1 protein-coding gene and 1 pseudogene are annotated in these 16,227 nt (G+C 75.2%); both read right to left on the bottom strand.

Features of this window, described 5'->3' with window-relative positions; all coding sequences use genetic code 11:
* Positions 1-76 precede the first annotated feature (76 nt).
* Positions 77-6,622: a thioester reductase domain-containing protein gene (locus ACFZCF_RS25025; RefSeq protein ID WP_391289077.1), complete on the bottom strand. Its 6,546-nt coding sequence runs from the start codon at positions 6,620-6,622 to the stop codon at positions 77-79.
* Positions 6,623-6,791: 169 nt separating this feature from the next.
* Positions 6,792-16,085 (bottom strand): annotated as a pseudogene (locus ACFZCF_RS25020) (type I polyketide synthase); the annotation flags it as partial.
* Between the last annotated feature and the right edge of the window lie 142 nt (positions 16,086-16,227).

Raw genomic sequence — 16,227 nt, 5'->3', positions numbered from 1 at the left:
CGTCCGCGGTGGACGGGAGACCGGGCGCGCCGGGTGTGTTCGCCGGCCGGGCCGGCGTCAGGGGTGGCGGGGCGGGTCAGACCGCTTCCAGGACGCGGTCGTTCTCCGGCCGCGGGAAGTAGCCGGTGGAGACGAAGAACTCGACGTAGCGGGCGAAGAGTTCGGCGGTGACGGGCGGGCACTCCACGCCGGTGCCCTCCAGCGCCTCGACGGTGTCCGTGACGTCCATCGGGGGGTAGAAGCCCTCGTTGTCGGTCATCACCATCTCGAAGGCGTCGAGGAGCGGCACCATGGCGTTGTCGCGGTCGGCCGTCACCTTCTCCAGCCAGGTGTCCCGGTCGTACTCGTCGAGGCGGTGACCGGCGGCGCGCAGCAGCTCGGCGGCCTCGGCGAAGCTGAACTCGGCCGGGTTGTACAGGTGGAAGGTGCGCCCGGTGTTCTCCTCCCGGGTGGAGATGGCGACGATGGCCGCGCTGACGTAGTCCACCGGCATCAGGTGCAGCGGCCCGGCCAGGCCCTTGGGGACGGCCCCCGCCTGGAGCAGGCCCTTCAGGCTGAGCCAGACGAAGTCCTTGGTCTGGCAGGCGCCGTGGGCCTGGTCGCCGGAGATGACGTCGACGCGGTGGACGGTGACGGGCAGTCCGCGCTCCACGGCCCGCTTGGCCAGCTGCTCGCACACCCACTTGGTCTGCACGTAGCCGGTGGGCATCGACTCGGGCGTGCCGACCGGGTCGGTGGGCCGCAGGGCCCGGCCGTCGCCGGTGGCGCCGGAGAACACGCCGGTGGTGGAGACGTAGTGCAGGGGCACGCTGCGGTGCTTGGCGGCGAGCCGCATCAGCTCCACGGTGCCGCCGACGTTGGCCTCCCGCAGCCGGGCGTAGGGGTGGATCCAGTTCACCGAGGCGCCGGGGTGGTAGACCGCGTCGACGGTACGGGCGAGGTGCTCGTACTCCTCCTCGCCGAGGCCCAGCCGGGGCCGGCCCAGGTCGCCGACGTGGACCCGCACCCGCTCCCGGTCGATCTCCGGCCAGAGCCGGTACCACTCCAGGTTGGCGCGGAGCCGGGCGTGGGCGTCTTCCTCGTCGGCGCCGCGGACCAGGACGTGCACGGTGGCCCGGGTGGTGCGCAGCAGGTCGCGCAGGAGGAAGGCGCCGAGGAAGCCGGTGCCGCCGGTGAGCAGCACCTCCGACGGGTCGTCGGCGGAGCGCACGACCTCGGCGGCGGGGACGATGTCGTCCGGCAGCTCCGTGTCGGCCGCGAAGTCCGTCTCCTCCGCGGTCGCGGTCCCGGCCCCGTCGAGGAGCATCGCGCACAGGTGCGCGGCGAGCGCCGCCGGGGTCGGGTGGTCGAAGACCAGGGAGGCGGGCAGCCGGCGGCCGGTGACGGCGCTGATCCGGTTGCGGAGTTCCACGGACGTCAGCGAGTCGAAGCCGAGGCCGGGGAACGGCAGGTCCAGCGGGATGGCGCTGGGGTCGGCGTGCCCGATGACGGCCCCGATCTCGGCCCGGAGCAGGTCGACGAGGTAGCCGAGGCGCCGCTCCTCGGGGAGGCCCGCGAGGACCTCCGCGGGGTCTCCGGCGGCGACGGCGCTGTTGCGGGCCGTGGGCCGGCCCGGGGCCTTGGCCAGGGCGGTGAGGAGCAGCGGCGCCTGGGCGGCCTTCTCCCGCAGGGCGGTGATGTCCAGCGGGGTGGCGACCAGGGCGGGGCTGCCGAGGCCCAGCGCCGTGTCGAGGATCGCCGGGCCCTGCTCGGAGGTGACGGGGCGGAAACCGGCCCGCGCGATGCGCTGGAGGTCGGCCTCGTCGAGGTCGCCGGTCATGCCGCTGGCCTGCGCCCACAGGCCCCAGGCGACGGAGGTCGCCGGCAGGCCGCGGGCGGTCCGGTGCTGGGCGAGCGAGTCGAGGAACGCGTTGGCGGCGGCGTAGTTGGACTGGCCCGCGCCGCCGATGACGCCGGCGAGCGAGGAGAACAGCACGAACGCCGACAGGTCGAGGTCGCGGGTCAGGTCGTGCAGGTTCCAGGCGGCGTCGGCCTTCGGCCGCAGCACCCGGTCGATCCGCTCGGGCGTCTGGTCGGCGAGGAGTCCGTCGTCGAGGACACCGGCGAGGTGCACCACCCCGGTCAGGGGCCGGTCGGCGGGGACGGCGGCGAGGACGGCGGCGAGCGCGTCCCGGTCGGCGGCGTCGCACGCGGCGATCGTCACCTCCGTGCCGGACTCGCGCAGTTCGGCGGCGAGTTCCTCGGCGCCGGCGGCGTCGGCGCCGCGGCGGCTGGTGAGCAGCAGGTGCCGGACGCCGTGGACCCGGGCGAGGTGGCGGGCGAAGAGCGCGCCGAGGGTGCCGGTGCCGCCGGTGATCAGGACGGTGCCGTCGGCACGCCACTCCCCGGTGGCCGGGCCGGAGTCCTCGGCGCGGGTCAGGCGCGGCAGCAGCACCGTGCCGGCGCGGACCGCGGCCTGCGCCTCCCCGGACCGTACGAGGACGTCGAGGAGCTCCGCGGGCACCTCGTCCTCGTCGGTGTCGACGAGGACGATCCGGCCGGGCGCCTCGGACTGGGCGGAGCGCAGCAGGCCCCACACGGCGCCGGCGGCGAGGTCGGGCACGGCGTCGCCCGCGGCGGCCGGGACGGCCGCGGTGGCGAGGGCGCCGCGGGTGGCGACGACCAGCGGGGTGCCGGCCAGCCGCTCGTCGGCGAGCCAGCGCTGGGCGAGCTCCAGGACGCGGTGCGCGGCGAGGTGCGCGGCCTCGGCCGGGGACGCGGCCTCGGGGCTGGTCCAGGGCAGCAGGACCGCGTCGAGGCGGGTCCCGGAGTCCAGGGCGGCGGCGACGTCGGCCGGGCCGGTGTACGGCCGGCCCGCGGTCCCGGCCCCGTACGGCTTCGGGTCCTGTCCGTCGCGGCCGGCGCCGTCGGCGAGGACGCCCCAGGTCAGGGCGGCCGGGTCGGCCTGGCCGGTGGGCAGGGCGAGCGGATTCCAGCCGATCCGGAAGAGGGCGTCGGCGGCGCGGACACGGCCGCGGCCGATCTCCTCGGCGGGGACGGGGCGGAACCGCACGGACTCGGCGGAGGCGACGGGCTGCCCGCTGCGGTCGGCGAGCCGCAGACCGTACGCGCCGTCGGGCAGCGGGGTGAGGCGGGCCCGGACGGCGGCGGCGCCGGTGGCGTGCACCCGGAAGCCGGTGAGCCGGTCGGCCGTCCACGCGGGCCCGGACCGGTCCTGCCCCCAGGTGGGGTCGGCGATGCCGAGCGCGGAGGCGAGCAGCACCGGGTGGAGGAGGTGCGTGGCGGCGCCGGAGACCTCCCGCTCGGGCAGGCGCAGTTCGGCGTGGAGCGAGCCGTCCCCGGTGCGCCACACGGTCACGGGCTCGGCCTCGGGCGCCGCGTCCGCGGCGGGCTCCGGTCCGCTCTCCGGGCCGCGCTCGGCGTGCGGCACGGCGCCCTCCGGCGGCCAGGCCGCCAGGTCGAACGGGGCCCCGGCGGCGCGGACGCTCAGCAGGCCGCGGCCGAGCGGCGTCCACGGCAGGTCGCCGCGCTCGGGGCGGGCGTGCACGGTGACGGAGCGGCGTCCGTCCGCGTCGGGCGCGCCGACCGCGACCTGCACGTGGACGCCTTCGCCCTCCGGCAGGACGACCGGGTTGTCGAGGGTGAGCTCGTCGACGGTGGTGGCGCCGAACTCGTCGCCGGCCCTGGCCGCCAGTTCGGCGAGCGCGGCGACGTCGAGGACGGGCGCGCCGTGCAGGGTGCGGGTGGCGAGCCAGGGGTGGGTGCGCAGCGAGAGACGGCTGGTGAACAGGGTCTCGTCGGAGCCGGCGACGGTGACGGCGGCGCCGAGCAGCGGGTGCCCGGTCGCGCCGAGTCCGAGGCCCTGCGCGTCGAGGGTGCCGCTGCCCGCCTCGTACCAGTAGCGGTCCTGCTGGAAGGCGTACGTCGGCAGCTGGACGCGGCGGGCGCCGGTGCCTTCGAAGACCTTCGCCCAGTCGGGTCCCGCGCCGCGGACCTGGGCCTCGCCGAGGGAGGTCCAGAAGCGCTCCAGGCCGCCCTCGTCGCGGCGCAGGGAGCCGATGAAGACGGCGTCGCGGCCGGTGTCGTCGATGGTGCCCTGGATGCCGGCGGCGAGGACGGGGTGGGGGCTGCACTCCACGAAGGTGGTCCAGTCCTCGCCGAGGAGGCGGCGGACGGCGGTGTCGAGCTGGACGGTCTGGCGCAGGTTGCGGTACCAGTAGCCGCCGTCCATCTCGGTGCCCTCGGCCCAGGTGCCGGTGACCGTGGACAGGAACGGTATCTCCGCGGGGCGCGGGCTGACCGGCGCGAGCAGCCCGGCCAGTTCCTCTTCGAGGAGTTCGACGTACGCGGAGTGGGAGGCGTAGTCGACGTCGATGCGGCGGACCCGCTCGCCGGCGGCCTTCGCCTGCTCCAGGAACGCGTCGAGGGCGTCGGTCTCACCGGCGACGACGACGCTGGCGGGCCCGTTGACGGCGGCCAGCTGGATGCGGCCCTCCCACGGCTCGATGAGCTCCCGCACCCGGTCGGCGCCGAGCGCCACGGACACCATGCCGCCGAGGCCCGCGAGGACCCGGCCGATGGCCTGGCTGCGCAGGGCGACGACCCGGGCGCCGTCCTGGAGCGTGAGGACGCCCGCCACGGTGGCGGCGGCGATCTCGCCCTGGGAGTGGCCGACGACGACGTCCGGACGCACGCCGTGGTGGCGCCAGAGCGCGGCCAGGGAGACCATCACGGACCACAGGACGGGCTGGATGACGTCGACGCGCTCGATGTCGGGCGCGCCGTCCGCGCCCCGCAGCACGTCCTCCAGGGACCAGTCGCAGAACTCGGCGAGCGCGGCGCCGCAGTCGGCGATGGAGCGGGCGAAGACCGGCGCGGTGTCGAGGAGTTCGACGGCCATGCCGATCCACTGGGAGCCCTGCCCGGGGAACAGGAACGCGGTGCGTCCGGCCGTCCCGGCGGCGCCGCGGACCAGGCCGGCGGCGGGCTGGTCGTCGGCGAGGGCCCGCAGCCGGTCCAGGAGGCCGTCGCGGTCGGCGCCGACGATCACGGCCCGCTCGGGGAGCGCCGCGCGGTGCACGGCGAGGGTGTAGGCGACGTCGAGGGCGCGGACGTCGTCGTTCTTCTCCAGGTGGTCGAGGAGCCTGCGGGCCTGGCCGCGCAGGGCGTCGCGGGTGCGCGCGGACAGCGCCCACGGGACGACGGGCAGCGCCGTCGCGGCGGGGGCGGTGCCGGTGTCGCCGTCGGCCTCGGCGGCCGGGGCGGGCGCCTCGGCCGGGGGCTGCTCCAGGATGACGTGGGCGTTGGTGCCGCTCACGCCGAAGGAGGAGACGCCGGCGCGGCGGGGCCGGTTCAGCTCCGGCCAGGGGCGGGCCTCGGTGAGGAGCTCGACGGCCCCCGACTCCCAGTCGACCATCGGGGTGGGGCGGTCGACGTGCAGGGTCTGCGGCATCACGCCGTGGCGCAGCGCCTGCACCATCTTGATGATGCCGCCGACGCCGGCCGCGGCCACGGTGTGGCCGATGTTCGACTTGAACGAGCCGAGGTAGAGCGGGCGGCTCTTGGGCCGGTTCTGGCCGTAGGTGTTGAGGAGGGCCTGCGCCTCGATGGGGTCGCCGAGGCGGGTGCCGGTGCCGTGGGCCTCGACGATGTCGACGTCGCCGCTGCCGAGCCCGGCGCCGGTCAGGGCCTGGCGGATGACCCGCTCCTGGGAGGGGCCGTTGGGCGCGGTGATGCCGTTGCTGGCGCCGTCCTGGTTGACGGCGGTGCTGCGGACGACGGCGAGGACCTGGTGGCCGTTCTTCCTGGCGTCGGACAGCCGCTCGACCAGGATGAGGCCGACGCCCTCGGACCAGCCGGTGCCGTCGGCGGAGGCCGCGAAGGACTTGCAGCGGCCGTCGACGGCGAGGCCGCTCTGCCGGGAGAAGTCGACGAAGCCGCCCGGGTGGCCGTTGACGGTGGTGCCGCCCGCGAGGGCGAGGGTGCACTCGCCGCTGCGGACCGCGCTGACCGCGAGGTGCAGGGCGACCAGCGACGACGAGCAGGCCGTGTCGAGGGAGACGGCGGGCCCCTCCAGGCCGAGGAAGTAGGAGACGCGGCCGGAGGCGACGCTGCTGAGCTTGCTGGTCATCAGATAGCCCTCGAACTCTTCGGGGCCGTCGAGTTCCAGGTAGCTCTGCTCCACGACGCCCACGAAGACGCCCGTGCGGCTGCCCTTGAGGGTGGTCGGGTCGATGCCCGCGTGCTCGAACGTCTCCCAGGCGGTCTCCAGGAGCACCCGGTGCTGCGGGTCCATGGCGAGCGCCTCGCGCGGGGAGATCCCGAAGAAGCCGGCGTCGAAGCGGGTGGCCCCGTCGAGGAAGCCGCCCTCCTTCGTGTACGACTTCCCGGGCTTGCCGGGCTCCGGGTCGTACAGGCCGTCGACGTCCCAGCCGCGGTCGACGGGCCAGGGGGTGATGGCGTCGCGGCCCTCGGCGACGAGCTGCCACAGGTCGTCGGCGGACGCGATGCCGCCGGGGTAGCGGCAGGCCATGCCGACGATGACGATCGGGTCGTCGTCGGCCGCCTCCAGCTCCGCGACCCGGCGGCGGGCCTGCTGGAGTTCGACGGTGACGCGCTTCAGGTACTCGACGAGCTTCTCTTCGTTCGGCGCGGCGGGACCGCCGGACGCCTTGGGGGCGGGGGGTGTGCTGGGCTTGGTGGACATGCGTGAATCTCTCCTCGGTGGCCCCGGGTGCCGCGTGGCACCCGGGGAACTGCGAAGGGAAGGGGACGTCGGTGGCGCGGGACCGTCAGTTCACGGGGTCACCGCCCAGCTCGCTGTCGATGAAGGCGAACAGGTCCTCGGCCGAGGCCGATCCGAGCCGCTCGGCCAGGTCCGTCCCGTCCTCGTCCGGGGCCGCCGCCTCCGGGGCGGCCGCGGCGAACGCGACGGGGGCGCCGAGGCTCTCCAGGAGCTCCATGAGCCGCGCCGAGACCGCCGCACGGGCCTCCTCGTCGTCGGCGATCGCACCGAACCCGGCCTCCACGCGGTCGAGTTCGTCGAGCACCGCGCCGCTGCCGGAGGTGCCCGTCGTCACGAGCTCCAGCAGTCCCGCCGCGAGCGCGGCGGGCGTCGGGTGGTCGAAGACCAGCGTGGCCGGCAGCTTCATCCCGGCCGCGGCACTGAGCCGGTTCCGCAGGTCGACGGCGGTCAGCGAGTCGAAGCCCAGTTCCTGGAAGGCCCGCGTCTGCTCGACGGCGTCCGGGTCGGAGTGGCCGAGGACCTCCGCGACCTTGCTCCGCACCAGGGCGAGCACGGTGCGGGAGCGCGCCTCGTCGTCGAGCCCGGCGAGCCGGTCGGCGAGCGACTCGGCGGGCGCGGCCTGGGACACGGCGGCACGCCGGGAGGCCCTGGCGGTCTCCCTCGGCGCCGTCTCCTCGCCGTCGCCGTCCCGGACCGGCGCGGCGAACGCCTCGTACGGGATCTCCCGGAAGGTGACGGAGCCGGCGGTGAGCACCGGCTGACCGGCGGCGTCGGTCAGCAGGAGCGCGGCCGTCGGCGCGTCGGCCCCGGAACCGGTCGCGGTGAGGTGGGCGCGTACGGCGGTGGCGCCGGTGGCGTGCAGCCGGACGCCGCTCCAGGCGACGGGCACGAGCACCCCGTCCGCCTCCGCCGGCTGCGGGAACGGATGCCGGAGCAGCGCCCCGTCGATCAGCTCCGGGTGCAGGCCGAACCGTGCGGCGTCGGCCGCGAGTTCGTCCGCGAGTGCCACCTCGGGGGCGGACGCCCCGGCAGCGGGTACCTCGGTCTCCGCGTCCGGTGCGGCGTCGCCCAGGGTGCCGTCGGCGTGCAGGGTCCACTCCGCGCCGGGCCGGTCGGCCCTGGCGTGCACGGCGAACGGCCGCAGTCCGGCCTCGTCCGGCCCGCCCACGCGGACCTGGAGCTGTACGTCGCCGGCGGCGGGCAGCACCAGCGGCGCGTGCAGGGCGAGCCCGTGGAGGGTGTCCGCGCCCAGCTCGTCACCGGCGCGGATCAGCAGCTCGACGAACGAGCCGGCGGAGAGGACGACCGCGTCCCCGACCGCGTGACGCTCCACCCAGGGGTGGGTGTGGCGGTTGATGCGGCTGGTGAAGAGGGTGTCGTCGGAGCCGGCGACGGTGACGGCCGCACCGAGCAACGGGTGACCACTGCTGTCCGCCGCAGTGGCCGGCCCGGACTCCAGCCAGTACCGCTGCGTCTGGAACGCGTACGTCGGCAGCGCGACCCGGGACGGCTGCGCCGGGGCGAAGTACGCGTCCCAGTCGACCGCCACACCGGCGGCGTGCAGCTGCCCCAGGGCGGCCACCAGGGTCTCCGGCTCGGAACGCTCACGCCGCAGACCCGCGACGACCGTCGCCTCCTGGACGGACTCGGCCGCCATGGCGGTGAGGACACCGTCGGGACCCAGCTCCAGGAAGACGCCGACCCCGGCGGCCTCCAGGGTGCCGACGGCGTCGGCGAAGCGCACCGCGCCCCGCACCTGGTCGGCCCAGTAGGCGGGCGTCCGCAGGTCGTCACCCTCCGCGAGGCGCCCGGTCAGCGTGGAGACGACCGGGATGACCGGCTCGGCATAAGCGAGCTTCGCCGCTTCCGTACGGAAGTCGTCGAGCATGCCGTCCATGAGCGGAGAGTGGAACGCGTGCGAGACCGTGAGCCGCTTCGTCTTACGGCCCTGCTCACGGAGCTTCTCCGCCACCGCCAGGACCGCGTCCTCGTCACCGGAGATCACGACCGACGTCGGACCGTTGACGGCCGCGACCGCCACCCGGCCCTCAAGCAGCGGAAGAACCTCGTCCTCCGCCGCCTGAACCGCCACCATCGCACCACCCGACGGCAACGCGTCCATCAACGACGCACGCGCCACCACCAGACGGCAGGCATCCTCCAGAGACAGCACCCCGGCGACGTGGGCGGCCGCCAGCTCGCCGATCGAGTGACCGGCCACGAAGTCCGGACGCACACCCCACGACTCCACCAGACGGTAGAGGGCGACCTCGACCGCGAACAACGCCGGCTGCGTCATCCCCGTCCGGTCCAGGTTCTCGCCCGACGCGATGACCTCACGCAGCGACACCTTCAGCAGACCGTCCAGCACGCCGATGACGTGGCCGAAGGCCTCCGCGAACTCCGGGAACGCCTCAGCCAGTTCGAGGCCCATCCCGGCGCGCTGGGCGCCCTGGCCCGTGAACAGGAACGCCGTCTTGCCCGAGCGGCCCGCGCCCACCGCCACCGAGGCGGCCGAGCCGCCCTCGGCGAGCGCCCGCAGACCCGCCAGCAGGGCCTCGCGGTCGTCACCGACGACCACCGCACGGTGGTCCAGCACCGCACGCCCGGCCGCCAACGAGAAACCGACGTCGGCCGGACGCAGGTCGGGGTCGGCCTCGACGAACGCGGCGAGGCGTGCCGCCTGGTCCTGGAGGGCCTGGGCGGTACGGCCGGACACGGTCCACGGCACCACGGACAGGTCCGCGGCCGGACGGTCGTCCCGTGCGCTCTCCTGGGCGGCGGCCGGGGGCTCCTCGATGATGACGTGGGCGTTGGTGCCGCTGATGCCGAAGGACGAGACGGCGGCGCGGCGGGGCCGGCCGGCCTCGGGCCACGGGATCTCCTCCGAGAGGAGTTCCACGGCGCCCGTCTCCCAGTCGACGTGCGGCGTCGGCTCACCGACGTGGAGGGTGCGGGGCAGCACGCCGTGGCGCATCGCCTCGATCATCTTGATCATGCTGCCGACGCCGGCGGCGGCCTGGGAGTGGCCGATGTTCGACTTCAGCGAGCCCAGGTAGAGCGGCCGGTCCTCGGGCCGGTCCTGGCCATAGGTGTTGAGCAGGGCCTGCGCCTCGATGGGGTCACCGAGGCGGGTGCCGGTGCCGTGCGCCTCGACCGCGTCCACGTCGGCGGTCGACAGGCCGGCGGCGGCGAGGGCCCGGCGGATGACCCGCTCCTGCGAGGGACCGTTCGGAGCGGTCAGGCCGTTGCTCGCACCGTCCTGGTTGACGGCCGAACCCCGCACCACCGCGAGGACCTGGTGGCCGTTCCGCACGGCGTCGGACAGGCGCTCCACGAGCAGCAGGCCGACGCCCTCCGCCCAGCCGGTGCCGTCCGCGTCCGCCGAGAACGACCGGCAGCGGCCGTCGGGCGAGAGCCCGCGCTGACGCGAGAACTCCACGTACGTCAGCGGGGTGGACATCACGGTCGCACCACCGGCGAGCGCGAGGTCGCACTCGCCGCTGCGCAGCGCGTTGGCGGCGAGGTGCAGGGCGACCAGCGACGACGAGCAGGCGGTGTCGACCGTGACGGCCGGACCCTCCAGACCGAGGGTGTACGAGACGCGGCCGGAGGCCACGCTGCCCGCGATGCCGGCGGCGCGGTACCCCTCCAGGTCGTCGGGGATGTGCGCGGCCCCGGCGCCGTAGTCGTGGTACATGACGCCGGTGTAGACACCGGTGCGGCTGCCGCGCAGGGAGCCGGGGTCCACGCCCGCGTTCTCGAAGGCCTCCCACGCGGTCTGGAGCAGCAGGCGCTGCTGCGGGTCGGTGGCCAGGGCCTCGCGCGGCGACATGCCGAAGAACTCCGGGTCGAACCGGTCGGCGTCGTACAGGAAGCCGCCGTGGCGCGTGTACGTCTTGCCGACGCTCTCCGGATCGGGGTCGTACAGCGATTCGACGTCCCAGCCGCGGTTGTCCGGGAACTCAGAGACCGCGTCCACGCCGTCGGCCACGAGCCGCCACAGGTCCTCGGGCGAAGTGACCCCGCCCGGGTAGCGGCAGGCCATGCCGACGATCGCGATCGGTTCGTCCGCCGTGACGGCGGTGGGCGCCGCCACGGCCGCGGCGGCCGGGGTGTCCGCGTCGAGGCCGAGCTGGTCGCGCAGGTGCGCGGCGAGGGCCCCGGGGTTCGGGTGGTCGAAGACCAGCGTGGTCGACAGGCGCAGCCCGGAAGCGGTGTTGAGGCGGTTGCGGAGCTCGACGGCGGTCAGCGAGTCGAAGCCCAGCTCCTGGAACGCCCGGTCGGCGTCGATCGCCGACGGGTCGGCGTGCCCCAGCACACCGGCGACCTGCGCCCGCACCAGGTCGAGCAGGGCCGCGTCGCGCTGCGCCGGCGTCAGCGGCGCGAGCCGCTCCGCCAGGGCGGCGTCGCCGTGGCCCGCGGAACCGGCGCGGCGGGGCGCGGCCGGGACGAGGGCCCGCAGCATCGGCAGCGGCTGGTCGCCGCTCCCGCCGCGCAGCGCGGCGAGGTCGATGCGGTTGACGGCGAGGACGGCCTCGCCGGTGGCGGGGGCCGCGTCGAAGAGCTCCATCGCCTCGGCCGTGCGCAGCGGCAGCAGACCGGAGCGCGCCATGCGCTGGAGGTCGATGTCCGAAAGACCGCCGGAGAGCTCGCTGCTCTCCGCCCACAGGCCCCAGGCCAGCGACAGGCCCGGCAGGCCCTGGGCCCGGCGGTGCGCCGCCAGGGCGTCCAGGAAGGTGTTGCCCGCGCTGTAGTTCGCCTGCCCCGCGGTGCCGAGGAGGCCCGCGATCGAGGAGTAGAGGACGAAGGCGGTGAGGTCCAGGTCGCGGGTGAGCTCGTGGAGATTCCACGCCGCGTCCACCTTCGGCCGCAGCACGGCGTCGAGGCGCTCGGCGGTCAGCGAGCCGATGAGCCCGTCGTCGAGGACGCCGGCGGTGTGGACGACGGCGGTCAGCGGCTGCTCGGCCGGAATCGCGGCCAGCAGTGCGGCCAGCGCCTCCCGGTCCGTCACGTCGCACGCCGCGACCGTCACCGACGCACCGGCCTCCTCCAACTCCGCACGCAACTCCGCCGCACCCGGCGCACTCTCACCCCGACGGCTGACCAGCAGCAGATGCCGCGCACCGTGCTCGGCCACCACATGCCGCGCCAGGACCGCACCCAGCGCACCCGTCGCACCCGTGATCAACACCGTCCCCGCGTCCCAGCGAGGAGCGGACCCGGCGTCCGAGTCGGCGCCCGCCTGGGCACGCGCCAACCGGGGCACGAGAAGCGACCCGGACCGGACCGCGACCTGCGGTTCGCCGGTCGCCAGGGCCGCGGCGAGGACGCGATCAGTGGCGTCGGCCGCCTCGGCCGGGTCCAGGTCGACCAGCACGATCCGCCCCGGGTTCTCGGTCTGCGCCGAACGCACCAGACCCCACACACCCGCGTGCAGCAGATCCGACACATCCCCACCACCGACGGACACCGCACCACGCGTCACGACGACGAGCCGCCCGTCCGCGAACCGCTCCTCGGCCAGCCAGGAACGGACCACGCCGAGCACCCGGGCCACGGCGCCGCGCGCCGCCTCGCCGGACACCGCGCCACCGGACGTCAGCGGCAGCACGACCACGCCCGGCACCGTCGGCAGCGCGGCCGGCGCCGACAGGTCCGAGGCGTCCGAGGGAAGCTCGAAGCGGTCGGCGGGCAGGGCGAGTTCGCCTGTGGGGGCGGGCAGGGAGGTCCACGTGACGGCGTACAGGCCGTCGCGGACCTGGGTCGCCGCGGCGCGCAGGGCCTCCCGGGAGAGGGGGCGCAGCGCCAGCTCGTCGACGGTGGCCACGGGCGCGCCCGAGGCGTCGGCGACGGTCAACGCGACCGTCTCGGGCCCGGTGAGCCGGAGCCGTACGCGCAGCGCCGACGCGCCGAGGGCGTGCACCTGGACGCCCGACCAGGAGAACGGGAAGCCCTCCTGGCCCTGAGCGTCGGCGACGCCCGGGAGCAGGGTGTGCAGGGCCGCGTCGAGGAGGGCCGGGTGCAGGCCGAAGCGGGCCGCGTCGGCACGCTGCTCCTCCCCCAGGGCCACCTCGGCGAAGAGCTCGCCCTCGCCCTTCCACACCCGCCGCAGACCCTGGAACACCGGACCGTAGCCGTAGCCGAGCTCCGCCAAGCGCGCGTAGACGCCGTCGAGTTCGGCCTCCCGGGCTCCGACGGGCGGCCACGCGGCCAGCCCCTCGGGGGTCTCCGTCGCGGCCGGGGCCAGGGTGCCCGTGGCGTGCGCCACCCACGGGAGTACGGCCGCGGCGTCGTCGCCGTCGGGTCGCGAGTAGACGCCGACGCTCCGGCGGCCGGAGGCGTCCGCGCCGCCGACGAGGACCTGGATCTGGACCGCGCCGGACGCGGGCAGCAGGAGCGGGGCCGCGAGGGTCAGGTCCTCGACGCGGCCGGCGCCGAGACGCTCGCCCGCCGCCGTCGCGAGCTCCACGAAGCCCGTGCCCGGGAAGAGTTCGGCGTCCAGGACCCGGTGATCGAAGAGCCACGGGTGGGTGTGGCGGTTGATACGGCTGGTGAAGAGGGTGTCGTCGGAGCCGGCGACGGTGACGGCCGCACCGAGCAACGGGTGACCGCTGCTGTCCGCCGCAGCGGCCGGGCCGGACTCCAGCCAGTACCGCTGTGTCTGGAACGCGTACGTCGGCAGCGTGACCCGGGACGGCTGCGCCGGGGCGAAGTACGCGTCCCAGTCGACCGTCACACCGGCGGCGTGCAGCTGCCCCAGGGCGGCCACCAGGGTCTCCGGCTCGGAACGCTCACGCCGCAGACCCGCGACGACCGTCCCCTCATGGACGGACTCGGCCGCCATGGCGGTGAGGACACCGTCGGGACCCAGCTCCAGGAAGACGCCGACCCCGGCCGCCTCCAGGGTGCCGACGGCGTCGGCGAAGCGCACCGCACCCCGCACCTGGTCCGCCCAGTAGGCGGGCGTCCGCAGGTCGTCGCCCTCCGCGAGGCGACCGGTCAGCGTGGACACGACGGGAATCGAAGGCTCGGAGAACGTCAGCTTGGCGGCCTCCGCACGGAACTCCTGAAGCATCCCGTCCATGTGCGGGGAGTGGAACGCGTGGGAGACCGTGAGCCGCTTCGTCTTACGGCCCTGCTCACGGAGCTTCTCCGCCACCGCGAGGACCGCGTCCTCGTCACCCGAGATGACCACGGACGTCGGACCGTTGACAGCCGCGACCGCCACCCGGCCCTCAAGCAGCGGAAGAACCTCGTCCTCCGCCGCCTGAACCGCCACCATCGCACCACCCGACGGCAGCGCGTCCATCAACGACGCACGCGCCACCACCAGACGGCAGGCATCCTCCAGAGACAGCACCCCGGCGACGTGGGCGGCGGCCAGCTCGCCGATCGAGTGACCGGCCACGAAGTCCGGGCGCACACCCCACGACTCCACCAGACGGAACAACGCCACCTCGACCGCGAACAACGCCGGCTGCGTCATCCCCGTCCGGTCCAGGTTCTCGCCCGACGCGATGACCTCGCGCAGCGACACCTTCAGCAGACCGTCGAGGATGCCTAGGGTCTCGTCGAAGGCCTCGGCGAACACCGGGAACTTCTCGGCCAGTTCGAGGCCCATCCCGGCGCGCTGGGCGCCCTGGCCCGTGAACAGGAACGCCGTCTTGCCCGAGCGCCCCGCGCCCACCGCCACCGAGGCGGCCGTGCCGCCCTCGGCGAGCGCCCGCAGACCCGCCAGCAGGGCCTCGCGGTCGTCACCGACGACCACCGCACGGTGGTCCAGCACCGCACGCCCGGCCGCCAGCGAGAAACCGACGTCGAGGGGGCGGGGGGCGGGGTCGGCCGTCTCCAGGGAGGTGAGCAGGTTGCGGGCCTGGGCGGTCAGGGCCTCGGGCGTCTTGCCGGAGAGCGGCCACGGGACGACCGGCAGGTCGACGGCGCGGGCGGCCGGGGCGGCCGGTTCGGTCTGCTCCGTGGTCTCGTCCTCGGCGGCCGGCGCCGAGGGCTGCTCGATGATGACGTGGGCGTTGGTGCCGCCGAAGCCGAAGGACGAGACACCGGCGCGGCGGGGCCGGTCGGCCTCGGGCCAGGGGGTCTCCTCGGCGAGGAGCTCGACGGCGCCGCTCTCCCAGTCGACGTGCGGCGTCGGCTCGTCGATGTGGAGGGTGCGGGGCAGCACGCCGTGGCGCATCGCCTCCACCATCTTGATGACGCCGCCGACGCCCGAGGCGGCCTGGGCGTGGCCGATGTTGGACTTCAGCGATCCGAGGTAGACGGGGCGCTCGCGGTCGCTGCCGTAGGTGTTGAGGATGGCCTGCGCCTCGATGGGGTCGCCGAGGCGGGTGCCGGTGCCGTGCGCCTCGACCGCGTCGACCTCGGCGGCGGACAGGCCGGCGGCGGTCAGGGCCTGGCGGATGACCCGCTCCTGGGCGGGGCCGTTGGGGGCGGTGAGGCCGTTGCTGGCACCGTCCTGGTTGACGGCCGAACCCCGCACCACCGCGAGGACCTGGTGGCCGTTCCGCACGGCGTCGGACAGGCGCTCCACGAGCAGCAGGCCGACGCCCTCCGCCCAGCCGGTGCCGTCCGCGTCCGCCGAGAACGACTTGCAGCGGCCGTCGGCGGCGAGGCCGCGCAGCCGGGAGAACTCGATGAAGGCGACGGGGGTGGACATCACCGTGGCGCCGCCGGCGAGCGCGAGGTCGCACTCGCCGCGCCGCAGGGCGTTGGCGGCGAGGTGCAGGGCGACCAGCGACGACGAGCAGGCGGTGTCGACGGTGACGGCCGGGCCTTCGAGGCCGTACGTGTAGGCGAGGCGGCCGGAGGCGATGCTGCCGGCGCTGCCGCTGAACAGGTAGCCCTCGACGCCCTCCGGGGGCAGGTGGGGGCGGGAGCCGTAGTCGTTGTACATGACGCCGGTGAACACGCCGGTGCGGCTGCCGCGGACGTCCTCGGGGTCGATGCCGGCCCGTTCGAAGGCCTCCCAGGCCGTCTGGAGCAGCAGGCGCTGCTGCGGGTCGACGGCCACGGCCTCGCGCGGCGACATGCCGAAGAACTCGGGGTCGAACCGGTCGGCGTCGTGGAGGAAGCCGCCCTCGCGCCCGTAGGTCTTGCCGACGCTCTCCGGGTCGGGGTCGTACAGGGCGTCGACGTCCCAGCCTCGGTTGTCCGGGAACTCGGAGACCGCGTCCACGCCGTCGGCGACCAGCCGCCACAGGTCCTCGGGCGAGGTGACCCCGCCCGGGTAGCGGCAGGCCATGCCGACGATCGCGATGGGTTCCTGCTGCCTGTCCTCCACTTCGCGCAGTCGCCTGCGCGCGTCGCGGGCATCCGCGATGGCCCGCTTGAGGTAGTCGCGGAGTTTCTCCTCGCCCGACATGGTGTCCTTTCCCCCTGATGTGGTGTGCGTGTGGCGGCGGCGGTCCGCCGATGGCTGTGGCGTTGGGTGTGGTGTCGGATGAAGCGCCGGTTCGCGCGGTGCG

Source organism: Streptomyces sp. NPDC007945 (assembly GCF_042958885.1).
Classification (GTDB): Bacteria; Actinomycetota; Actinomycetes; order Streptomycetales; family Streptomycetaceae; genus Streptomyces.
Note: the sequence above shows the minus strand (reverse complement) of the source record. Positions and strands in the feature narration are given on the sequence as shown.